Origin of the sequence: Bacillus sp. FSL K6-3459 (genome assembly GCF_038003305.1) — a bacterium.
In the GTDB taxonomy this organism is placed as follows: domain Bacteria; phylum Bacillota; class Bacilli; order Bacillales; family Bacillaceae; genus Bacillus; species Bacillus pumilus_O.
On the sequence record NZ_JBBOOW010000001.1, the window covers coordinates 1165418 to 1185841 of the forward strand.

Consider the following 20424-nt stretch of genomic DNA (forward strand, 5'->3'; position numbering starts at 1 on the left):
AACATGCTACACATTGGCGGAAAAACATTCACATCTAGATTATTACTTGGTACAGGGAAGTATCCATCATTTGAAGTTCAAAAAGAAGCCGTGAACGTATCAGAAGCAGAAATATTAACCTTTGCTGTGAGAAGAATGAACATTTTCGAAGCATCTCAGCCAAATTTTTTGGAGCAGCTTGATTTATCTAAATATACGCTGCTTCCGAATACAGCTGGTGCAAGTACAGCGGAAGAGGCAGTTCGTATTGCTCGTTTAGCAAAGGCTTCTGGACTGTGTGACATGATCAAGGTAGAAGTCATTGGCTGCTCAAGGTCTCTTCTGCCAGATCCAGTCGAAACGTTAAAAGCATCTGAAATGCTACTTAAAGAAGGATTTATTGTGCTGCCATATACATCGGATGATGTGGTACTGGCAAGAAAATTAGAAGAGCTTGGTGTCCATGCTATTATGCCAGGTGCTTCACCGATTGGTTCAGGACAAGGCTTACTAAACCCTCTGAATCTCTCATTTATTATCGAGCAGGCAAAGGTACCGGTGATTATTGATGCTGGTGTAGGCTCTCCAAAGGATGCTGCTTATGCGATGGAGCTAGGGGCTGACGCTGTTTTACTGAACACAGCTGTGTCAGGTGCAAAGGACCCTGTGAAGATGGCAAAAGCCATGAAACTGGCGATTGAATCAGGAAGGCTAGGCTTCGAGGCAGGGCGGATTCCATTGAAAAACTACGGGACAGCAAGTAGTCCGCAGGAAGGAATGCCGGCATTTTGAGCACACGTTATTCACGCCAAGAGCTCTTTCATCCAATTGGAACAGAGGGACAAAAGCGGTTAAATGACTCAAAGGTCGTTATTATTGGTGCAGGAGCGCTTGGAACAGCTAGTGCGGAAATGCTCGTTCGTGCTGGCGTTGGATCTGTCACCATTTTGGATCGAGATTATATTGAATGGAGCAACCTTCAGCGTCAGCAACTTTACACAGAGCAAGATGTGCAGGAGCGGCTGCCAAAGGCCGTGGCGGCTGAAAATAGACTCAAACAGATAAATAGTGACGTGAAGGTCAAAGGAATCGTCGTCGATGTGACCGCTGAACAGATTGATGAACTAATCAGCGGCGCTTCAATGATTGTCGATGCAGCGGATAATTTTGAGGTGAGAATGATTGCTAATGATGCAGCTGTGAAACATCAAATTCCATTCCTTTATGGAGCCTGCGTTGCCAGCTATGGTATTCAATTTACTGTCATTCCTGGGGAAACACCATGTTTACACTGCCTGCTTGAACATTTACCCGCACAAGGCATGACATGTGATACAGCCGGTATCATTAGTCCAGTGGTGCAGCAGGTCGCATCATATCAAGTGGCAGATGCCCTGAAGTATTTAACCGGTCATCAAGTGACGCCGATTTTAAGATCCTTTGATTTATGGACCAATGAGCGTTCTGACATTCGATCAGCCAGCTCCTTAAAGAAAAAACAATGTCCAAGTTGCGGAATGAAAACATATCCTTTTCTTTCCTATGACAAGAGAGCAAAGGCAGATGTACTATGTGGCCGCAATACGGTCCAAATCCGCAGTGCAGCCGAAACTCTGCCGTCGTTACACGAAGTGGCTCTGCGGTTAAAGAAAGCAGGGATGGATGTCCTTGAAAATCCGTATTTGCTTTCCTGTCAAAAAGATGAATATAAGCTTGTCTTATTTAAAGACGGCAGAGCCCTTGTCCATGGCACAAATGATATCGCTAAAGCAAGAACCATTTATCATCAATGGATTGGCTAATGAGAGGTGTGATGAAATGACGATCAAAAAAGCATTCACAATCGCAGGTTCTGATTCTGGCGGCGGAGCAGGCATTCAAGCTGATTTAAAAACCTTTCAGGAGCTCGGTGTGTTCGGAATGTCTGCAATCACAGCGATTACTGCACAAAACACATTAGGTGTTCACGGGGTATATCCGCTTTCAAATGAGGCGTTAGAAAGTCAAATTGATGCAGTGGCAGAGGATTTACTGCCAGATGCCGTCAAAACAGGGATGCTGTGGAGCGCAGATATGATCAAAATAGTTGCTGAAAAAACGGTTCAATATGACATGAAGCTCATTGTCGATCCAGTGATGATCGCAAAAGGAGGCGCTTCTTTATTAAATGAAGATGCGGTCACAGCGTTGAAAACACACTTGCTGCCTGTCAGCTATGCCGTAACGCCGAATCTTCCTGAAGCAGAAGTGCTGACAGATATGCGCATTCAGACAAAAGAAGATCGCTATCTAGCAGCGGAGCGTTTATATGAGCTTGGTACGAAACATGTCGTGATCAAAGGCGGTCACGGTCCATCTGGCGGGATGATTACAGACCTGTTGTATGATGGAAAAGGCTTCATAGAAGTCACAAACGAACACATTGATACCCCGCATACACATGGCACAGGCTGCACGTTTGCAGCGGCATTAACAGCTGAAATTGCGAAAGGATACTCCATGAGAGAGGCTTTTGACACTGCAGAAACCTTTGTCCATGAAGCCATCAAGTTCCCTTTGAATATTGGTGCTGGACACGGACCTACCAACCATTTTGCATATCAGCAAAATCGGCTCAAATGATAAGAGAATCGAACCGTCTTCACTTGCGAGGACGGTTTTTTGATGAAAAAGAAACTTTCTTTCAGCGGAAATTGTCATTCTCTCGTGATCTGTGATAATATTATGATCAGGTACTAATACTATGTCTTGAAAAAATAGGAGGCTTTATTACATATGAACTTTTCTTTAGAAGGCCGTAATATCGTGGTAATGGGTGTTGCCAACAAACGAAGCATCGCTTGGGGAATTGCCCGCTCACTTCACGAAGCTGGAGCTCGTTTGATTTTTACTTATGTTGGAGATCGTCTTGCTGAATCTGTAAAAGAACTTGCAAGCACACTTGAGCGCGATGATTCGATCATTCTTCCATGTGACGTGACAAGTGACGAAGAAATCGAAAAATGTTTCGCTACAATTAAAGAAAAAGTACAAGTCATTCATGGCGTTGCGCATGCGATTGCATTTGCAAACAAAGAAGAGCTTGTCGGTGAATACTTAAACACGAACCGTGAAGGATTCCTTTTGGCGCACAACATTAGTGCATATTCTTTAACGGCTGTTGCAAAAGCAGCACGTCCATTGATGACAGAAGGTGGAAGCATCGTCACGCTTACATACCTAGGCGGAGAGCGTGTGGTTTCTAACTACAACGTAATGGGTGTAGCAAAAGCAGCACTTGAAGCAAGTGTGAAATACTTAGCAGCTGATTTAGGCGCAGAAGGTATTCGTGTGAATAGTATTTCTGCTGGTCCAATTCGTACGCTGTCAGCAAAAGGCATCAGTGGCTTCAATACCATTCTGAAGGATATTGAAGAGCGTGCACCGCTTCGCCGTACAACGACTCCTGAAGAAGTTGGCGATACAGCTCTATTCTTATTCAGTGATCTATCACGCGGTATGACAGGTGAGAATTTGCATGTTGATTCTGGCTTCCATATCATTGCTCGCTAAACAAACAAATAATTTGCAGCATACCGAATAAAGGTATGCTGTTTTTTTATTTTTCTTCTGATTTGAGTCGTCCGCTCATATATATAAGGAATGAATCATTCAGGAGGGATTAGTATGTCAAATAAAGGTGATGAGAACCAGAAACCGCTTATGTATATCGTTCAGCCGAGCTATGATGAATCAATGCCGGCCATGCAAAATATTGTGAGAAAGCGAAAGAAATCAGAAAAACCACAAGAAAGTCCTAAGACTGAGAAAGATATGATTGAAGAAAGTACGCACAAGGAACCTGTGGCTCAAGAAATCGAAAAGAAAAAAGAAGTCGAGCCGCCTGCGCGTCAGCAAAAGCAAAACATGGTGAGAGAAGCAGATCTTACCCAAGACGAAGATATCTTCAAAGAACCAGAGCTTACTCAAAAAAAAGACATCACAAAAGAACCAGAGCTTATACAAGAACAAAAACCCCAGCGAGAAGAGGAAAAGCCGCCAGAAGGTGTATTTCATGAAACAAAAGAAGAACCTAGAAGGAAACGAGTGAAAAAGCCTTTAAGTCAGATGAGCATTGACGAAAAAGTCGATTTTCTCACAAGCCTGCCTCATAATATGCCAAGAGCCCTTTGCCTGATCGAAGCTGATGGTAAGACATATAGAGGGATTATCATGGATCGAAATGAAGATACAGTGGTTATTCGAACAGCGGGTGGGGGAAGTCCAGTTGAATTAGCGATAGATGACATTTCCTCGATTCATCCGCTTGGCTTTTAACGAATAAAAAAAGTCCCATAGAGGGACTCAGCTTGTAGAGAAACTCATGTTTTTCTACAGGCTTTTTTATTTTCATCGTAATTAGGATGGATGAGATTTAATGAAAAAGGCCTCCCACACACCTAGCCTAGCTTCGCTAGGTGTGTGGCAATCTTTTTCATGTTCTGACACGCAGCTGTGAGGAGAACTTGCTCACTCACATTTTGTTTCCCCCTTAACCGGCAGTAGCGAAGCCCATGCAGTTGTTTTGAATCTGCAAAGCTTCGCTCTATTTTTTCTTTTCTTTTTTTATATAGCTCTTTTCCAGAAACAGTTAGACGATTCTGTCTGATCTTTTCTTTATGTTCTTCCCATATGTGTCTTGAGATGACTCTTTGATGATTTTTCGACCTTGTGCATCTTTCAAGGAAAGGACACGATGCACATTTTTTAGGATCTGATTTGTAGAATCGATAACCTTTTCGATCTGTTGTCGTATATAAAAGCTTCTCACCTTTTGGGCATATGTAATGATCATTTTCAGAATCATACTGAAATTTCCACTTCTCAAATAATCCTCTTGTTGGATGAAAACGTCTATGGGCAATGACACCAAAAATATGTCGATCAGATAGACCTTTACAAATTGGTGTTGTCAAATAACCTGAATCAAGCGCAACAGCTTCTACTTGAAAACCAAATCGTGCGATTTGGTGATCTAACCGATCAAGATATGGAACAGAATCATGGACATTTCCAGGCGTGACATGAGCATCGGTGATGATATTATACTTCATATCTGTTGTCCGGTGGTCTAGGTAGAAAAAGCCTTCAGGCTTGTTTTCGCGATATAAATAGCCACTTTCAGGATCAGTCATACTTTGACGAATGTCTTTTTCTGTTTTCACCTCCTCTTTTACCTTTAAGGGCTTTTTTCCATGTGCCACCCGATCTTCTTGGACTGCTTCTTCTAAATCATTGATATAGTTCTGGGTATCTTGTTCAATCGTTTTTCTCGTATATTTATGTTTATTAGCATTGGCTTTAAGATGAGTTGAATCAGTAAAAAGAACGCGACCTCCTACCATATCATGATTGATAGCTTGAAGCACAATCTCATCGAAAATGTCTTGAAAAATCGTTGTATTTTTAAATCGAGTACGACGATTCCAACTAATAGTGGAGTGATGGGGAACGGGATCATTGATGTTCAAACCTAAAAACCATCTATACGCCATGTTATAGTAAATTTCTTTTTCGAGTTGTCTTTCAGAACGGATACCGTAAAGGTATCCGATAAACATCATTTTGAACAAAATAAGCGGATCAAGAGAAGGACGACCTTTATTCTCACTATAATAGGGTTTTACTTTATCTACGATAAATGAAAAATCAATGTACTGATCAATTTTACGAAGCAGGTGGTCCTCTTCGACCAGTTGATCTAGCAATACAAATTCGGCTTCGTGCTGAGAAGAATTTCTAGTGTGGAACATGAGAAAAACACCTTCCTTTAGAATGCTTTTCTCTATTATAAAATGGAGTGGTGGAAAATTTAAGGGAAAAATAAAGCTGCCGAGATTTTCTCGACAGCCTGAGTCCCATAGAGGGACTTTTTTTATTAGCAGTTACGGTTGATGAGTCGTGGATTTAAGCACTCGATTGCGCAGAAGCAGTCAAGATCTACTTCAATGCAATACTTCGATTTTTCTAATCGGAACACATCACATACGGAATCTTTATCTGTAAAATCTAAAATATGACGGTCTTTGTCAAATGCGATAAGCAAGCTGAGTGTTGCGCAGTGATCAGAGATGTGTTCGACTCTGAAAAATGTAGTGCTAAAGCAAGGTCCTGCATCTACTTCTCCGACGTTTCCGAATGCGACGAATGGTTTTGATTTGGATGTAAAGAGAACAAACGGGACAGTGTCACCTAATGAATGAGATGAAGAAAGGAGATTACTATAACAGCTAGTCGGGCATTCTTCTTCGACGGCATTTTGTAAGTCGTTAATGTTTTCAACAGCCTCTGCTACACAGCTCCATGAATGTTTGCGGCTCATATTCAACCCTCCTATACTAGGAATTTTGTTTGAGTGTTTGAGCACTGTCATCATCTACAAGCTATCTTTGCCGGCTGATACTTCTACTTTCAATCAATGCGGAAGCGTCAGCTCTTATGCTGACTGCTCCGCATGATTGACTGTCATTCGTAAGGAAGGGGATGCTTTGACTCATGACAAGTTAGATCAACGGCCGGTTGATTTAGCCGTGGTGATGATGCTTTTTATCTTTCGATGGCATGACTCTGTCGACAAGCTCTGGGTTTAAGCATTGGATTGCGCAGAAGCAGTTTAGATCAACCTCGATACAAAAGTCTTTTTTCTCTAAACCAAAGAAGTCAGGGTCACAAGGGTGACAAACGCTCAGCGTATGTCCGTGTACATCAACAGGTCTTAATACAGATAACGTAGCACAGCAGTCGTTTAATTTTTCAACCCGGAAGAAAATGGATTCGAAGCATTGGCAATCGTCAACAAATCCTCCAATGTTTCCAAAAGTAGAGAACAATCCGCCCTTTTTATCGAAAAGTAAAAACGGAATCGTATCTTTTCCAGAAACGGTTGGGCTTAATAAATTACTGTAGCAGCTCGTAGGACATTTATCTTCTACAGCTTCCTGCTCTGCTAAAATCTTATCAACCGCATCGCATACACAGTTTTCATCATGTCGGCCATGGTGTTTTCCGCAGCTCATGGATTTCAGCTCCTTTAACAAGGTATTTGACTTTAGTCCTTAACAACATATGTATGCGCCCTCTAGTTGGTGTGGGTAAATGACTATTTATATTTGTTGTATTTTTATAAAAGGAAAAGCAGAGCTTTTCGCTCTGCTTTTGGACATTAGAGGATACCGATTGCAACGATTGTCGCAACAAGGGTTTGAGTAAGTGTTTGAATCGCGATCGAGATATCCGCATCGATTGTTGATACTGTAACGTTTCTAGAGTTTTCGATAACAAGTTTCTGGCGGTTTGTTTGTTTGTGAGTAGCAGCTTGTAAGAGATCTTGTGTGACGCGGTCAGCTAAATCACCGTCTGCGATTGAGATGTTTGTAATGGTAATGATCGCTGTTTGAACTGCTACTTGGATAGATGCTGCTACCTGTGCATCAACAGAAGAGACGTTAATGTCACAAGAGTCTCTAACAATAATGACTTCCTCAGATGTCTGCTTTGTCACACTCACTTGATCAAAATCTTGCAAGACGTCTTCATCATCATAATAGTTGCCGTCACAAACAGCTTTTCTTTCATAGTTGTAATCGCCATGGTGTGAACAGTTACGATCTAGAGCGACCCAAGAGTATGGTTTAGAATCCATTTCTATTCCTCCTTCCGTTTACTTTATTAAATGCTGGCATGCGTTGTTTTGTCTCGGGCATTTACCCTATCACGCAACCCATTTTTATTTAATCGTTGTTTCGCTGCGCATCACGGCGCTGCTGAATACGATCTCGAAGTGAATTTCGTTTTGGACGTACTTGTGGTTCAGGCGCTACTTCTTCGACATGTTTTGCTGCCTCAGCCTGCCTTTTTTTCTCCTGCTGCTGCTGTACGAAGTCATCTGCTTTCTTTTGTAAGTCCTCAACTAATTTCAAAATCATTCTTCTTTGATCATCTGAAATGTTTGCTTTCTGATCATCTGTGATATTGTTTTTGTTTAAAATATCACTCACAAGAAGACTCGTTAATGGATCAACCTCAGTGTTGATTTGAAATTCCTTTTTTTCGTTCTCTTCAGCCACGATTATTTCACCTCTTTCATACATAATGTTAGAAAAAGAAAGGGTCAAAGAATGCCGGCTTCAACTAATAGCACATTCAATGTTTGAGTGAGGATTTGGACAGAGTTCATAATAGATGCGTCTGATAATGTAATCGTGACGTTATAGCAATTGATGATTTGGATCACAGTCTTCTTTTGGACGGTTACTTGTTGTGTGGCTAAAAGCTGATCTGTGATTTCTGTAGCCAATTCATCGTCTGGTACAAGAAGTTGGATTAAAAGAGTAATGATTGTCGTTACGGTCGCTTGAAGGGAGAGTGCGGCTGTTACATCTGTTTTATGAATCGTGACATTTTCGGAATCTTTGATCTCAATGAAATCATCATAATTGCTGATTAATTCGTTTAACAGTTGTGTGTATAATAAATCAGCACTTTCTTCAATAGACAATACTTTCACTCCTTTCTTATCTATACATTATTTAATGCAGCAGAGGCTCAAGGTGGAATCGGAAAGTGTGAAAAAGTACAACCCAATTTTATTTCTGCTCAATTCATCATGGCGGTCTTTCTTTTTGCATATATAAAGAAAGGACGCAAAAAAGAAGAAAGAAGGAGGTGGAGGCTCCTGAGCGGTACTTTGTCATTTCTCGTGTTTGCCCTCGCATCCTTTAGACTGACGAGGCTCATTGTGTTTGATACCATTACTGCGCCTTTCCGCCGTTTATTTCATGAAGAACAAGAAGAGGTCAATGAACAAGGTGAAGTAGAAACATATATCATCATTAAAGGGAAAGGGCTGCGCTCTTGGATAGGAGAGCTGTTAAGCTGTTATTGGTGTACTGGTATGTGGTGCACTGCTGCATTACTTCTGATATACATACTATTTCCTGTCATCAGCATGTGGCTTAATTTACTATTAGCCATTGCCGCAGCAGCAGGCATTATTGAAGCAATTGTCTCAAAGCTGGTGAAATAAACAGGCATTCTGATCAGACACGCTTTCAAAACATGCATATACTATCATGGAATAGGAAAGGAAGGGTTGCGATGAAACCAACTGAAACGCCGTCACATCTGCTTCAAGGTTATCCAGCGCAGTCAAATCAACAATCTGTATATACGAAGAAAATCAAAAAAACAGGCTGTGGCTGTGGAAAGAAAAAGAAACCTCAATAAAAGAGAAAACAAAAGCCGGATTTATCCGGTTTTTTTGTTGCCTTTTTTTGAGTGATGCATATGTAAGAGAGAAGGGGTGACCAGAATGGATGCATTCGAACAATTAATCGGTTCCTTGTTCACTAAACCCCATGATGGGAAAGAGCAAGCGCACGAAAAGGTTGAAATGGATCTAGCGGATAAAGCGCAGGATCTTGAAGAGCATTTAAAAGCATTTGGCGTGAAGATGGATGCTTTTGCGAAAGAAACAGAAGCATTCATGGTGCGTCATGGAGAGGCAGATTACGTTTTTAAACAGCAGAAATAAAAATTCCGCACTTTTTTATGTGATCGTCCAAACCATTTGTTGCATTTTTCATATTTTGTAAGGGAGAAGAGGAGGTGCTTATATATGAGTTGTTACGGTTACGGTGGCGGTTCTTGCGGCGGCTACGGCGGAGGTTATGGCGGCGGATATGGATCAACATTTGTTCTTGTCGTTGTGCTTTTCATCCTTCTAATCATCGTTGGTGCTTCTTTCTTTAACTAAACAGTAAGAAGGTGAGGGAAGCAATAGGGGAGCCTTTTGCTTTCCTTTCTCTTTGGGCAAACAAGGCTTTAGGATAGGCACATATCTCGCCTATTTTCATATAGTAAGGTGATTACTCCATAAAGAGGAGGCAAATGAATGGATAATAAATTCTTTAAAAGCGTTGAAAATAAAACGGGTGTGAATATGAACGATGTCTTTAAACTTGCAGGTTCTTTGCAAAATGCCAACTTTAAAGATGAAGCAACAGTTCGAGGCGTCATTAAAAAAGTAGCGCAGCTTGCGAATAAACGTGTACCGAAAGAAATGGAAGACAAAATCGTTCAATCGATTACAAGTGGAAAAGAAAAACTTGATTTCAATACCATCGCTAAAATGATGAACAACAAAAAATAAACAACAGGCTCTCCGCTTAAAGGGGGGCCTGTTGTTTTTCTGTGAATAATGCTCTGTTTTTCTTTAGAAGAGGATATAAAAAACGCGAGCGATGAGCGGTTTTCCCTCGTCTAAACGATGGAACCGATAGATAAAGAGATTGTTCAGCTCTTGTCATAGCCACGTATAATAAACGGCGCTCTTCTTCCAAGGCTTCTTCATCACCGTTTCTGAGTTCATCGAGTGAGAAATCATGTGGCAGTGCCCCGTCGACTACGCAAGTGATGTACACCGTTTGGAATTCCAGTCCCTTTGCACGGTGAATCGTCATGAGCTGAACACCTGGTTCGTCTGTTTTTTCCTTTTCGGCAGACTTCATATGTTCGGCATGTGCGAGAAAGGCTTCTATCGTTTCAAAGCGTTTGGCGGCAGTTTTTACATCTCGTACGTCATCCGCCCCTTTTTCAAGCACATTCGTATCATTCACTCTTTTTTTTAAGTAATCACCAAGTCCCATCTTTTGTTCAATAAACGCCACAGCGTCAGACGGCTTTAAATTTCGTAACGTGCGGAACAGAGGAACAATGGATTGTAACTTTTTCTGTTGAAACGGCTGAATATCTGTTAGTTTCCCGAGTGCGTCGACCATTGAACAATCTTCCGTAATGGTCAGTGCCTTCATCGTGTTTAAGGTCTGCTGCTTTAAAAAGAATACCGGAAGCAGCTGTTTCATAGCGGCCACATCATCAGCATCTTGACTTAAAGAGAGAAAGGCGAGAAGAACTCGAACAATTCGTCTGCTGTAGAAGGCTTTGACACCAGCCTCCGTCTCATACGGAATCGCAGATTGATGCAGACGCTCATAAATCGCGCGGCCTCCCGTATTGGTGCGAAAGAGCACGCAGATATCATTCGGCTTTGCGCCGTTTTTAATTTTCTCCTGAATATCTGACACGATCATGGTCGCTTCCTCTTCCTCGTCATATGGATAAAATAGCGTAGGAGGGATCGTCTCTGAGCGGACGGCTTTTAACGTTTTCTCATATCGATGCTGATTTTTCTTAATAATGGCATCGGCACTTGCGACAATCGTATGATGCGACCGGTAATTGGCATGTAAATGGACAATCTGAGCCGAAGGGTAGTCATGTTTGAATTCAAGAATGAAAGCAGGATTACTGCCCCTAAAGGCATAAATGGCTTGATCATCATCACCAACACAAAATAGCTGCTCAGATTCTCCAGCTAATAGCTGAATCAATTGATATTGAACTGGATTTATATCTTGAAATTCATCCACCAATATATAGTGAAACCGGTCTTGATACCGTTTCAGCAGTTCAGGCTGTTCTGTCAGCATGTGCAAGCAGGCAATGGCCATGTCATCAAAGTCAAATTGCTGATTGTCTCGTTTTTGCTGTTCATAAGATTGATAGATCGTCCACATGTGTTTTTCTTTTTCATCCTTCAAATCAGGAAGATCACCTGGTAAAAAAGCATTTTTCCAATAGCCGATTGATTGCAGGACTTGATCGGTAGGGTAGTCTTTTTCATCAAGTCCTTCATTCATGATGGCTTTCCGAATGTACTGCTCTTTCTGCCAATCAAACTTGATCAGGTGCTGGCCGTTCCATTTGTTTGCGTCATCGTGAAGCAGCATTTTATAAAAAAGACTATGGAAGGTACCTGTCACCACTTGGCTTGCTTGTGATGGGTGCAGCTGATATTGCTTGCGCAGTCTTTCTTTCATTTCACTGCTGGCTTTTGTGGTGAACGTCACGAGTAAGATATGGTGAGCAGGAATATGATGATGGGACATGAGATAAGCCGCTCTTGCTGTCAGGACTCTTGTTTTCCCGCTACCAGCGCCAGCCAGCACTAGCATCGGACCGTCCTTATGTGTGACAGCTTGAAGCTGTGGTGTGCTAAAGGTGATATGCGGAAAGTGATCGATGGTATGTGCTTGTTCATTCTCTTCTAAATGTATCGCATCGCTAAATTGAATCGACCTTGGTTCCTGCCAGTCATATGATTCATTCGTTTGAAAGATGATTTGTTTACCTGTTGGAAAACGGAAGCCCCCAAGTTCTTTATAAGAAGCACTTTCCTTTTGTTCTGCGTGTTTTTTCTGAATTTCTTGTTCTTCTGCTTGTTCACACATCTCTTGCTGAGACATTTGTTTATGAATAAAGGCAGGTTCTTCATGTATATTTAATCTGAAAAAGACTGGTTGTCCGCAATATGGGCAGAATAAGTGCCCTTTTTTTCCCTCGTCATGGAGGAATTGATAATGTTCTCTCGAATACGTATGTAATGAGATCGTTCGATCATGTCGTCGTGCGCATTTCAAAGCTAGTCCTCCAATAAGTTAATCAATCTTAAAAAGAAACACATCTAATCATATCAAATGAGACGTGTTTCAAACAGTCATAATTAGGGAATAGTAGAGTAGAAGAGAAGCAAAGGAGGCGTTCTTGATGGGATATATAGCCCCGATTCAGCCGGATCTGTATTTTCAATATATCAATCGTCCTGCTCCTCAGGATAAAGAAGACTACGCGAAAGTAACTAAGGTTACTCGCACCTTTCATGACAAGATATACAGAGAGCTGGAGAAAAAAGAGGACTTAGTGACAGAAGCGGAAACGAAAGTACAGCAAAAAAAGCGGGAACGCTTTGTACGAGATATGTTTATGGAGGAAGGAAAAGGCGTTCATATTAATACGTATGTATAAATGATTGCGCTTTCTTCTATTGACGAACGATGATAAAGAAAAAGCCAGGACATCATGGATGCGCTGGCTCTTTCTTTTGGTCAAACAGACAGAGTTTTTGTCATTTTGACATGTGTGATTCCTGCTTCTTCAAACGGTTCAGAAATGGCTTTGTAACCTTTCTTTTCGTAGAAAGGAAGGGCTTGGACTTGTGCGTGCATAACCGCTTCCTTCGCTCCATTCGCAATGGCTTCTGTTTCTAGCGCTTCTAATAGTTTGTGGCCAAGGCCGAAAGCGCGTGCCTTTTTTAACACACAAATTCGTTCTAGCTTTGCCTTTGGTCCTTCAATGATCCGCAATCTAGCGGCTGCTTGAGGCTTCATTTCATCATTATAAATGACAAAATGAATGGCCTCGTCTTCTAATTCATCTATTTCAATCTCTAATGGGACTTCTTGTTCTTTGACGAATACTTCTTTTCGAACGTAATATGCGTCTTCTCGTTGTGTTTGTGCTGTTGCGATGACTGTTTTCAAATGCCCTTAACCCTCTTCTCCTAAAATAAATGTTTCATAGACGGTCCAAGATCCGTTCTCTAATTGATATAAAAGGTGGAAGCGATCCACTGTTTCTTCATGGTCAATCTTTCTCAGCTTTAATGTACCAAGTACGTCTGAATGCTCATCATCTGATAGTTTTTGAGCCACTGTCACATGCGGAACAAAGGCATATTCAGGTGCACCTTCAAGTGGATCTGCATACAATCTTTCATTGAGCGCCATGATTTCTTCGTTCGGTTCTACTTTCATATAAATAACGTTGTTTACAGGAGCGAATGAACTGAATTTTTTAATACGTAATGTAATAGGAGAAGCATTTTTTGCATACTCTCTGAGCGTTGAGACGACCTCAGCTGCTTCTAGATCCGTTAGTTCAAAAGGTGTTCTAAGTGTTAAATGAGGCGGTATGAGTGCATAGTTCGGATCATAACGTTTTCGGTAAGAGTTCGCAATATCTTGCAATTTTTTTGATGGAAATAAAACAACTCCGTATTTCATCGTGTTCCCTCCTGATTAAGAAAGTATTTATTATTGTTTATTATAACAAAATTCAGTTGATTAACGAATATGGGAGCATTCTTTTTAACGAAGGCGCAATGAGCGGTTGCCAAAACGTCCATTTATGATCCCCTTCGAATGTCTCAAATAAATAATCTGCACCTGACTGTTCAAGAAGTGCCTTTAAATCGTCGTTCGGGTGAATAAAATCAAGCACTTGGCCATCTGTCGTTTTCACAGCCGTTTCTTCCAGTCCAATTTGATGGATAATCGCATAATGAGAAAGGGCTGTCGACTGTTTAACAGCTTCTAAGACTGAATCATCAACGTAAGGTGACTGCAAAATCAGACCGCCAAATAAAGAAGGATAATCAATCGCTGTCATAAGAGAAATCGTAGCACCCAGAGAATCACCAATAAACGTGCGTCCTGAGCCAATTTGATAGGTTGGATAGTGCGTATCAATATAAGGGACAAGTTCATTTGCTAAAAAGCGTTTATACGCTTCAAATTTTGTGCCATCTGGATGATACGTATTCCTTCTTTCGGTGACATTTTCATAAGGGACGCCAATGATAATGGAGCGTTCCATTTCTTTGTTTTGCATCAATTCTTCTGCCTGTCTGCCTATTTTGCCTAAACGGAAATAATCATGACCATCTTGGGCAATGATGACATGATATGTATAAAGGGGGGAGTAATTGACTGGCAAATAGATCAAAAGGGTCATATCCGCCCCAAGTTCTTTTGAATGTAAGGTTTCTTCTTGAATAATGCCTGTTTTCTTCACCATAATCCATTCCTCCAGCTAACCGATTTCATCACAAAGTGAAACGTTTCCATTCATTGTAACATGAAAAATAGCGTTGTTCCTATATGCTAACATGCATTCAATTCAGTTAACACCGAATCTGTTATAAAATACAGAAAATTTCAATTAATTGTTCAGATTCCTCTTGAAAAATGAGATTTAATGCGTTACAGTATTAAGAATTAGAACAGACAGACAACACATTCTTATCGTGAGAGGTGGAGGGACTGGCCCTTTGAAACCTCAGCAACCGGTATGCATCACTTCATGTGATGTACCAAGGTGCTAAATCCAGCAAGCAGCTTTTTTGCTTGGAAGATAAGAGGAAGCGATTAAACCCCCTTCTTCTTATGAAGAAGGGGGTTTTCTGTTTTGAAATCAGATTTTACTTAGGATGGTGTCAAATGACAGAACATGTGGAAACGACATTAGCGCAAATTGGAAACCGTAGCGAAGAGGCGACTGGTACGGTCAGTCCCCCCGTTTATCTTTCAACAGCATACAGACATAGAGGCATAGGGGAATCAACCGGATTTGATTACATTCGAACGAAAAATCCAACAAGGCAGCTTGTAGAGGATGCGATTGCTTCACTCGAAGAAGGGACGGCCGGATTTGCCTTCAGTTCGGGAATGGCTGCGATCCAAACAATCATGGCGCTATTTGAAAGCGGTGATGAACTCATCGTCTCATCAGACCTATATGGCGGTACATACCGTTTGTTTGAAAACGAATGGAAAAAGTACGGCTTACGTTTTCTTTACGATGATTTTTCAGATGAAGACTGTTTACGCTCTAAAATCACGCCAAACACAAAAGCAGTCTTTATTGAGACGCCGACAAATCCACTTATGCAAGAAGCGGATATTCAAAAAATAGCGAAGATTGCAAAAGAACATGGCGCTTTAGTCATTGTCGATAACACCTTTTACACACCCGTTTTGCAAAAGCCAATTACGCTTGGAGCGGACATTGTGATTCATAGCGCAACGAAATATTTAGGCGGACATAATGACGTTCTTGCAGGGCTTGTCGTCACAAAAGGAGAGAAGCTCTCTGAAGACATGTTCCAACATCAAAATGCGATTGGAGCAGTTCTATCACCATTTGACTCATGGCTATTAATGAGAGGGATGAAAACACTGGCTCTTAGAATGCGCCAGCACAAGGCAAATGCGCAGGAGCTAGCCGAGTTTTTAAAGGAACAGCCAGAAATTCAAGATGTCCTTTACCCAGGCAAGGGAGGAATGTTGTCATTCCGTGTAGCCGAAGAGGAGTGGGTTAATCCATTTTTAAAGCAGCTGAAAACGATTTGTTTTGCTGAAAGTCTTGGCGGAATCGAAAGTTTTATCACGTATCCTGCGACACAAACGCACATGGATATTCCTGAGGAAATTCGTATTGCAAACGGTGTGTGTAACAAACTGCTCCGTTTCTCCGTTGGTATTGAGCACGTAGATGACCTGAAGGCAGACCTAAAGCAGGCACTATCACAAGTAAAAGAGGGGGTACATGCTAAATGACCACACATGATTGGACATTCGAAACTCAACTCGTTCATAACACATTCAAAACAGATCGTTCAACAGGTGCTGTCAGTGTGCCGATTCAGCATGCATCCACCTTTCATCAAAGCAGCTTTGATGATTTTGGTCAATATGACTACTCAAGATCGGGGACTCCTACACGTCAAGCGTTAGAGGATACGATTGCGGCGCTAGAAGGAGGCACAAGAGGGCTCGCTTTTGCATCAGGCATGGCAGCCATCTCCACTGCTTTTCTTTTATTATCAAAAGGAGATCACGTCCTTGTGACAAGAGATGTGTATGGCGGTACATTTCGTATGATCACCCAAGTTCTTTCGCGATTTGGCATTGAGCATACCTTTGTAGATATGACAGATTTGAATGAAATCAAAAAAGGTATTCAATCGAATACGAAGGTCATTTACATGGAAACACCATCAAACCCTACGCTAGGAATTACGGATATAGAGGGCGTCGTCCAGCTTGCGAAAGAACATGACTGTCTGACATTTTTAGATAATACATTTTTAACACCCGCTCTTCAGCGTCCGCTGGACCTTGGTGTAGACGTTGTCCTGCACAGCGCAACGAAATTTTTGAGCGGTCATAGTGATGTACTGTCAGGCTTAGCCGTAGTAAAAGACGAGAAACTGGGTGAGGAGCTTTATTCGCTGCAAAACTCATTCGGTGCGGTCCTTGGCGTGCAGGATTGCTGGCTTGTGTTAAGAGGGTTAAAAACCCTTCAGGTCAGATTAGAAAAAGCAAGCCAAACGGCAATTGAACTCGCTAAATTCCTCAAAGAACATCCTGCGGTGAAAAAAGTATACTATCCAGGCTTAGATGACCATCCAGGGGCAGACATTCAGCGAAAGCAAGCAAGCGGAGCTGGAGCCGTTCTCTCATTTGAATTAGAAAACGAAGCAGCAGTCAAAGAATTAGTAGATGCTGTCACATTACCTGTATTCGCCGTCAGCCTTGGCGCCGTCGAATCCATTCTGTCATACCCAGCCAAAATGTCACATGCTGCTATGCCAAAAGAAGAAAGAGAAAAAAGAGGGATTACGGACGGTTTACTTCGATTAAGTGTAGGAGTAGAAAACGGAGAAGACCTCAAACGCGACTTCAAACAAGCACTCGATCAACTCAAGCCCGTTCTTGTCAACCAATCATAAAGGAGAGACAAAGCCGGCACAGCCGCCGGCTTTTTGACCTTTTTTGAACAAAACCATTGACAATTTATGATGATGGTTATATAATAGAGACTGTCAGTAACAGAAACCCCAGAACTGATACATAACCCGATTCCGTAGCTCAGCTGGGAGAGCGCTACCTTGACAGGGTAGAGGTCGCTGGTTCGAGCCCAGTCGGAATCATATGAAAAGTCGTTGATACAGAGCCATTCTTGAGATAATCGAGAGTAGCTTTTGTATTTCTGAAAGGTATAATTAGCAAATGAAAAACCACACTGAAAAGTACAGTAATGATGTTAGACCAGGAATGTGAGAAAAAGATCCCTATAATTTTGGGGTTCTTTTTTATTTTTAGACTTTTTTATATTTGTGCATTAGGTGTGAAGCGAAATCATAAAACTCTTTTGAAGCCATACCTTCTTTAAAGTATTTTTGCACTTCTGGTGTTACTTGTGTAGTAATCTTATAGTTCTCAATTGCTTCTTTTCTTCTCTTTGGTCTGTTTTCGTGTTGTTCACTCATGTTGATTAACCTCGGTAAATTTAGATTTCATATGTGCTTCTTTTATAATTATATTTACTAATTCTTGATAAAATTGATCTTCTGTAACAAGGTCACCGTATACTTGAGGAAAGATCGCTATTGAGTAGGGCTTACCTAGAAAAGTTAATGTCTCTGTCGTATTCTTCTTTGCATGTTCAAAGATTTTCTTCCAATTTCCTCTATTAGTTTTGACCACGATAAAACTCCTCTAATTAAATTTCTAAAATTAATAATAAGAAGAATAGAGGAGAGGGTCTATATGTAAATGATGGTAAATCACTACTTAGTACCCCTGAATAAAACAATGAATTTTCCCTATTTACTGTGTAAAAAATAACCATATATACTTTATAGTGAAGTGTTTACATAGGAGGATGAGTGATGAAATTTGGTGCAAGGTGGTTAATTAGATTATTAGTATTAGCTTTATTAGTTAGTGTTTTACCGGCTAATGCTTTTGCAGAAGAATCGTCTAGCAATGAATATCTAGGGCAAACAAAACAAGATTTAGAGGATCTTGAATTGACGCTTCTAGTTGCAATGCCTGAATTTCAAGGAGTAACAAAGAAGCTCGATGGTGATACTCAAACGAAGGCTGGTCAAACAAAAGCAATAAAAGAAGCAATTAAATTAGCCCTTAACAATAAGCACAAACTATTTAAAGCTATTGAATTTTTCAGTAATAAGAGAACAGCTCGTTCTGTAGAAATTAGATGGAATAAATATGTTGAACCAGGATTGAAAGAGCTTTTAAAATGGGATAAACTCGTTTGGAAGTCTGTTAAAGATGCTGTTTACAGAGCGTTAAGAGCTGGAAAACTGTCCGAGACAACATCTGAGAGTATTTCTTTTTGGGTAGTTCAAGCACTAAAATGGATCGCATAAAAGGAGAGATAAATAATGGCTGGAAATGATATTCATGACATTATTACACAACAAGCTTTATTGACGAGTGCAGTCGTTAAACTATACGATAAACTTGCACCAGAAGAGATTAATACTGATATTGTCTATCTTAGACAAGGCTGGAGAAATGATGAGATAGATGAATTCAGTGACTATATTGCTAGACTGAAGATGGAAAAAGCATCACCTACACTTAAAGAAGCTAAAGAAAAAATTAAAGAAATTAGAACGATAGAGCCGACTAATGATGAAATTAAAGCATTGTTCCAAGCGTATAAAAATATTAGGATTGTTGGTGCATCAGAAACAAAAAACATATTGAAATAAATTGAGCTGCTTATGCGGCTCTTTTTTTGTGCAAAAAACCACGAGGCAGACATCCATCATTAATACTTCATTGTCATTCGCTGCCAAACAATACAGTTACAATTTCAACTCTATCTTCCCTAGTTGGAAGTAATGGCAATGAGAAAGAGTTGAAGTCTTATCACTTGAAATTGTTGAAATCTGATTATCCGCAACTAAAAAATGATTCTTATGTTAAGTTGGATCAGATTATGACTTTTTCAAGAAATAAGTTAGGTAAGGCAAAAATTCTATTTAGGTTAAGAGATGAAGACATTTCTTTATCACACCTTAAGTTAATGGAATCTCTTCAAATGCAGGAGACGTTTAAGGAAATCACAAATATCCAAATTGAGAGAGCTATTAATAACTTGCTTACGAACCTGGCTATAGAAAAGACTGATTAATTAATAAACATATGAGCGATGACACCTATGTTATTACATATAAAATCTCACTTAACGTGAGGTTTTTCTATGCCATCATTTAACAATCTTCCCCTTCTGCCGATAATTTTGTTGAGGTGGTAAAGGTTGATTTGTAAGCTAATCAGAAGAATGAAGTTTAAAAAAGAAAAATTCACACAGTTCAATTTAAAGACGAATTTAATGGAAATGAAGATGCATGTTTTTATTGATTATATAAATTTCCACTTCCCACTTAATGGTCAGAGTCACAAAGTATACAGTAACAAACTTCGAAAACTGGAAAATATTGAAGAAAATGTGTTGATAAACGCTATATCTAGAACAAAAGCTTTTGAAAAAATACATGAAACAAAATACGGCACTTTTTTTGTTGGAGCTATCCTTGCATCTATAGTTCCAGTAATAGCAGTCTTCGGTGACTTGAATCCTACATATATTATTCCCATACGCTTTTATATTATGGGATTTACAATGTTAACTTTAATGTACTTTTTAAAGGCTATGAATAAAGATAAATATGTAGTAGCGTTAATGCAATCATTTAGAGAGTTACTGGAGCAAACTTTAGCGAAAAAAGGTAATTCTGATAATGAATAACCTCCTTCCCTGCCCTATTTGAATTATATCCAGATTACTCAACGTAAATTATGGCGATATGTTGAATAATACCCTCATTTCAAATGAGGGTATTAAGCTGCCTAAATTGAACTTAGGAGCTAGACTAACCTATGGTGGGGATCTCATAAATACCTACCG

At 40.4% G+C, this 20424-nt stretch carries 29 protein-coding genes, 1 tRNA gene and 1 riboswitch; of the genes, 18 read left to right on the plus strand and 12 right to left on the minus strand.

Annotated features, from left to right (window positions below; all coding sequences use genetic code 11):
• Window positions 1–3 precede the first annotated feature (3 nt).
• The 5 genes from MHI35_RS05650 (at window position 4) to MHI35_RS05670 (ending at window position 4296) form a co-directional block, all read left to right on the plus strand.
• Window positions 4–771, plus strand: a complete 768-nt coding sequence (locus tag MHI35_RS05650) for a thiazole synthase (protein WP_144522780.1) — start codon at window positions 4–6, stop codon at window positions 769–771.
• A complete protein-coding gene (locus MHI35_RS05655; protein ID WP_144522781.1) occupies window positions 768–1781 on the plus strand; it encodes a thiazole biosynthesis adenylyltransferase ThiF in 1014 nt (337 codons plus the stop codon). Before MHI35_RS05650 ends, MHI35_RS05655 begins: the two co-directional genes overlap by 4 nt.
• 16 nt (window positions 1782–1797) lie before the next feature.
• Window positions 1798–2601: a bifunctional hydroxymethylpyrimidine kinase/phosphomethylpyrimidine kinase gene (gene thiD / locus MHI35_RS05660; protein WP_335348877.1), complete on the plus strand. Its 804-nt coding sequence runs from the start codon at window positions 1798–1800 to the stop codon at window positions 2599–2601.
• Between the two features lie 153 nt (window positions 2602–2754).
• Window positions 2755–3531 carry an enoyl-ACP reductase FabI gene (fabI, locus tag MHI35_RS05665; RefSeq protein ID WP_003211867.1) on the plus strand — a complete coding sequence of 259 codons (777 nt, stop codon included), beginning with the start codon at window positions 2755–2757 and terminating at the stop codon, window positions 3529–3531.
• Between the two features lie 114 nt (window positions 3532–3645).
• Window positions 3646–4296 carry a CotO family spore coat protein gene (locus tag MHI35_RS05670; protein WP_335348876.1) on the plus strand — a complete coding sequence of 217 codons (651 nt, stop codon included), beginning with the start codon at window positions 3646–3648 and terminating at the stop codon, window positions 4294–4296.
• 122 nt (window positions 4297–4418) lie between these two features.
• Here the strand turns inward: MHI35_RS05670 and MHI35_RS05675 are convergent, their stop codons facing one another.
• From MHI35_RS05675 to MHI35_RS05700, 6 genes are all read right to left on the minus strand, one after another.
• Complete coding sequence (locus MHI35_RS05675) at window positions 4419–5771, minus strand: IS1182 family transposase (protein ID WP_172692994.1); 1353 nt, start codon at window positions 5769–5771, stop codon at window positions 4419–4421.
• Between the two features lie 125 nt (window positions 5772–5896).
• Window positions 5897–6340: a CotY/CotZ family spore coat protein gene (locus MHI35_RS05680; protein WP_144523679.1), complete on the minus strand. Its 444-nt coding sequence runs from the start codon at window positions 6338–6340 to the stop codon at window positions 5897–5899.
• Window positions 6341–6542: 202 nt separating this feature from the next.
• Complete coding sequence (locus MHI35_RS05685) at window positions 6543–7034, minus strand: CotY/CotZ family spore coat protein (RefSeq protein ID WP_340991337.1); 492 nt, start codon at window positions 7032–7034, stop codon at window positions 6543–6545.
• A gap of 146 nt (window positions 7035–7180) precedes the next feature.
• Complete coding sequence (locus tag MHI35_RS05690; protein WP_144523681.1) at window positions 7181–7660, minus strand: spore coat protein; 480 nt, start codon at window positions 7658–7660, stop codon at window positions 7181–7183.
• 88 nt (window positions 7661–7748) lie between these two features.
• A complete protein-coding gene (locus tag MHI35_RS05695) occupies window positions 7749–8084 on the minus strand; it encodes a hypothetical protein (protein WP_041815414.1) in 336 nt (111 codons plus the stop codon).
• A 44-nt stretch (window positions 8085–8128) separates the two neighbouring features.
• On the minus strand, window positions 8129–8515 hold the full coding sequence (locus MHI35_RS05700) for a spore coat protein (protein ID WP_041815417.1): 387 nt from the start codon (window positions 8513–8515) through the stop codon (window positions 8129–8131).
• Window positions 8516–8692: 177 nt separating this feature from the next.
• On the opposite strand from MHI35_RS05700, the gene MHI35_RS05705 reads away from it, so the two are divergent.
• From MHI35_RS05705 to MHI35_RS05725, 5 genes are all read left to right on the plus strand, one after another.
• Window positions 8693–9043 carry a DUF1360 domain-containing protein gene (locus MHI35_RS05705; RefSeq protein WP_088003156.1) on the plus strand — a complete coding sequence of 117 codons (351 nt, stop codon included), beginning with the start codon at window positions 8693–8695 and terminating at the stop codon, window positions 9041–9043.
• A gap of 71 nt (window positions 9044–9114) precedes the next feature.
• Entirely contained in the window at window positions 9115–9243 is a 129-nt protein-coding gene (locus MHI35_RS05710; RefSeq protein WP_260983066.1) for a hypothetical protein, read from the plus strand.
• Between the two features lie 85 nt (window positions 9244–9328).
• Window positions 9329–9550, plus strand: a complete 222-nt coding sequence (locus MHI35_RS05715; protein WP_088003120.1) for a hypothetical protein — start codon at window positions 9329–9331, stop codon at window positions 9548–9550.
• Between the two features lie 84 nt (window positions 9551–9634).
• The gene (locus MHI35_RS05720; protein ID WP_003212017.1) at window positions 9635–9772 is read left to right on the plus strand and encodes a YjcZ family sporulation protein; all 138 of its coding nucleotides are present in this window, start codon (window positions 9635–9637) and stop codon (window positions 9770–9772) included.
• Between the two features lie 138 nt (window positions 9773–9910).
• Window positions 9911–10168: a stage VI sporulation protein F gene (locus MHI35_RS05725; protein WP_003212292.1), complete on the plus strand. Its 258-nt coding sequence runs from the start codon at window positions 9911–9913 to the stop codon at window positions 10166–10168.
• 16 nt (window positions 10169–10184) lie between these two features.
• On the opposite strand, the gene MHI35_RS05730 is transcribed toward MHI35_RS05725, so the two are convergent.
• Window positions 10185–12497, minus strand: a complete 2313-nt coding sequence (locus MHI35_RS05730; protein WP_211063117.1) for a UvrD-helicase domain-containing protein — start codon at window positions 12495–12497, stop codon at window positions 10185–10187.
• Between the two features lie 127 nt (window positions 12498–12624).
• Here MHI35_RS05730 and MHI35_RS05735 point away from each other — a divergent pair, with 127 nt between their 5' ends.
• Window positions 12625–12882: a hypothetical protein gene (locus MHI35_RS05735; RefSeq protein ID WP_060699626.1), complete on the plus strand. Its 258-nt coding sequence runs from the start codon at window positions 12625–12627 to the stop codon at window positions 12880–12882.
• A gap of 80 nt (window positions 12883–12962) precedes the next feature.
• Here MHI35_RS05735 and MHI35_RS05740 read toward each other — a convergent pair whose 3' ends face one another.
• Genes MHI35_RS05740 through MHI35_RS05750 form a run of 3 tightly spaced genes read right to left on the minus strand, consistent with a single transcriptional unit; the run spans window position 12963 to window position 14712 of the window.
• Window positions 12963–13397, minus strand: coding sequence for a GNAT family N-acetyltransferase (locus tag MHI35_RS05740; RefSeq protein ID WP_211063116.1), 435 nt, complete (start codon window positions 13395–13397; stop codon window positions 12963–12965).
• A 6-nt stretch (window positions 13398–13403) separates the two neighbouring features.
• A complete protein-coding gene (locus MHI35_RS05745) occupies window positions 13404–13919 on the minus strand; it encodes a YjcG family protein (RefSeq protein WP_211063115.1) in 516 nt (171 codons plus the stop codon).
• A gap of 52 nt (window positions 13920–13971) precedes the next feature.
• The gene (locus MHI35_RS05750) at window positions 13972–14712 is read right to left on the minus strand and encodes an alpha/beta hydrolase (RefSeq protein WP_211063114.1); all 741 of its coding nucleotides are present in this window, start codon (window positions 14710–14712) and stop codon (window positions 13972–13974) included.
• 221 nt (window positions 14713–14933) lie between these two features.
• Window positions 14934–15055: riboswitch (SAM riboswitch) on the plus strand.
• Window positions 15056–15134: 79 nt separating this feature from the next.
• Between MHI35_RS05750 and MHI35_RS05755 the strand changes: the two genes are divergently transcribed.
• The 3 genes from MHI35_RS05755 to MHI35_RS05765 all read left to right on the plus strand — a co-directional run bounded on the left by MHI35_RS05755 (window position 15135) and on the right by MHI35_RS05765 (window position 17629).
• Complete coding sequence (locus MHI35_RS05755) at window positions 15135–16253, plus strand: methionine biosynthesis PLP-dependent protein (RefSeq protein WP_335349214.1); 1119 nt, start codon at window positions 15135–15137, stop codon at window positions 16251–16253.
• The gene (metC, locus tag MHI35_RS05760; RefSeq protein ID WP_335349213.1) at window positions 16250–17428 is read left to right on the plus strand and encodes a cystathionine beta-lyase; all 1179 of its coding nucleotides are present in this window, start codon (window positions 16250–16252) and stop codon (window positions 17426–17428) included. The genes MHI35_RS05755 and metC overlap by 4 nt, the downstream gene beginning before the upstream one ends.
• A gap of 128 nt (window positions 17429–17556) precedes the next feature.
• Window positions 17557–17629 (plus strand) — tRNA-Val (locus tag MHI35_RS05765).
• A gap of 168 nt (window positions 17630–17797) precedes the next feature.
• On the opposite strand, the gene MHI35_RS05770 is transcribed toward MHI35_RS05765, so the two are convergent.
• Window positions 17798–17968, minus strand: a complete 171-nt coding sequence (locus MHI35_RS05770) for a hypothetical protein (RefSeq protein ID WP_335349212.1) — start codon at window positions 17966–17968, stop codon at window positions 17798–17800.
• A complete protein-coding gene (locus MHI35_RS05775) occupies window positions 17961–18185 on the minus strand; it encodes a hypothetical protein (protein ID WP_335349211.1) in 225 nt (74 codons plus the stop codon). Before MHI35_RS05775 ends, MHI35_RS05770 begins: the two co-directional genes overlap by 8 nt.
• Window positions 18186–18370: 185 nt before the next feature.
• Between MHI35_RS05775 and MHI35_RS05780 the strand changes: the two genes are divergently transcribed.
• The 4 genes from MHI35_RS05780 to MHI35_RS05795 all read left to right on the plus strand — a co-directional run bounded on the left by MHI35_RS05780 (window position 18371) and on the right by MHI35_RS05795 (window position 20265).
• Window positions 18371–18874: a hypothetical protein gene (locus MHI35_RS05780; RefSeq protein WP_335349210.1), complete on the plus strand. Its 504-nt coding sequence runs from the start codon at window positions 18371–18373 to the stop codon at window positions 18872–18874.
• 15 nt (window positions 18875–18889) lie between these two features.
• The gene (locus tag MHI35_RS05785; RefSeq protein ID WP_076839668.1) at window positions 18890–19222 is read left to right on the plus strand and encodes a hypothetical protein; all 333 of its coding nucleotides are present in this window, start codon (window positions 18890–18892) and stop codon (window positions 19220–19222) included.
• Between the two features lie 26 nt (window positions 19223–19248).
• Window positions 19249–19647, plus strand: a complete 399-nt coding sequence (locus tag MHI35_RS05790; protein WP_335349209.1) for a type II toxin-antitoxin system PemK/MazF family toxin — start codon at window positions 19249–19251, stop codon at window positions 19645–19647.
• A 126-nt stretch (window positions 19648–19773) separates the two neighbouring features.
• On the plus strand, window positions 19774–20265 hold the full coding sequence (locus MHI35_RS05795) for a hypothetical protein (protein ID WP_335349208.1): 492 nt from the start codon (window positions 19774–19776) through the stop codon (window positions 20263–20265).
• Window positions 20266–20424 lie beyond the last annotated feature (159 nt).

Bases quoted from the DNA above. Each gene is read 5' to 3' on its own strand.
- MHI35_RS05650 (WP_144522780.1), top strand. From the start codon at position 4: ATGCTACACATTGGCGGAAAAACATTCACATCTAGATTATTACTTGGT.
- thiD (WP_335348877.1), top strand. From the start codon at position 1,798: ATGACGATCAAAAAAGCATTCACAATCGCAGGTTCTGATTCTGGCGGC.
- fabI (WP_003211867.1), top strand. From the start codon at position 2,755: ATGAACTTTTCTTTAGAAGGCCGTAATATCGTGGTAATGGGTGTTGCC.
- MHI35_RS05670 (WP_335348876.1), top strand. From the start codon at position 3,646: ATGTCAAATAAAGGTGATGAGAACCAGAAACCGCTTATGTATATCGTT.
- MHI35_RS05675 (WP_172692994.1), bottom strand. From the start codon at position 5,771: ATGTTCCACACTAGAAATTCTTCTCAGCACGAAGCCGAATTTGTATTG.
- MHI35_RS05680 (WP_144523679.1), bottom strand. From the start codon at position 6,340: ATGAGCCGCAAACATTCATGGAGCTGTGTAGCAGAGGCTGTTGAAAAC.
- MHI35_RS05685 (WP_340991337.1), bottom strand. From the start codon at position 7,034: ATGAGCTGCGGAAAACACCATGGCCGACATGATGAAAACTGTGTATGC.
- MHI35_RS05690 (WP_144523681.1), bottom strand. From the start codon at position 7,660: ATGGATTCTAAACCATACTCTTGGGTCGCTCTAGATCGTAACTGTTCA.
- MHI35_RS05710 (WP_260983066.1), top strand. From the start codon at position 9,115: ATGAAACCAACTGAAACGCCGTCACATCTGCTTCAAGGTTATCCAGCG.
- MHI35_RS05715 (WP_088003120.1), top strand. From the start codon at position 9,329: ATGGATGCATTCGAACAATTAATCGGTTCCTTGTTCACTAAACCCCAT.
- MHI35_RS05720 (WP_003212017.1), top strand. From the start codon at position 9,635: ATGAGTTGTTACGGTTACGGTGGCGGTTCTTGCGGCGGCTACGGCGGA.
- MHI35_RS05725 (WP_003212292.1), top strand. From the start codon at position 9,911: ATGGATAATAAATTCTTTAAAAGCGTTGAAAATAAAACGGGTGTGAAT.
- MHI35_RS05735 (WP_060699626.1), top strand. From the start codon at position 12,625: ATGGGATATATAGCCCCGATTCAGCCGGATCTGTATTTTCAATATATC.
- MHI35_RS05745 (WP_211063115.1), bottom strand. From the start codon at position 13,919: ATGAAATACGGAGTTGTTTTATTTCCATCAAAAAAATTGCAAGATATT.
- MHI35_RS05750 (WP_211063114.1), bottom strand. From the start codon at position 14,712: ATGGTGAAGAAAACAGGCATTATTCAAGAAGAAACCTTACATTCAAAA.
- MHI35_RS05755 (WP_335349214.1), top strand. From the start codon at position 15,135: ATGACAGAACATGTGGAAACGACATTAGCGCAAATTGGAAACCGTAGC.
- metC (WP_335349213.1), top strand. From the start codon at position 16,250: ATGACCACACATGATTGGACATTCGAAACTCAACTCGTTCATAACACA.
- MHI35_RS05770 (WP_335349212.1), bottom strand. From the start codon at position 17,968: ATGAGTGAACAACACGAAAACAGACCAAAGAGAAGAAAAGAAGCAATT.
- MHI35_RS05780 (WP_335349210.1), top strand. From the start codon at position 18,371: ATGAAATTTGGTGCAAGGTGGTTAATTAGATTATTAGTATTAGCTTTA.
- MHI35_RS05785 (WP_076839668.1), top strand. From the start codon at position 18,890: ATGGCTGGAAATGATATTCATGACATTATTACACAACAAGCTTTATTG.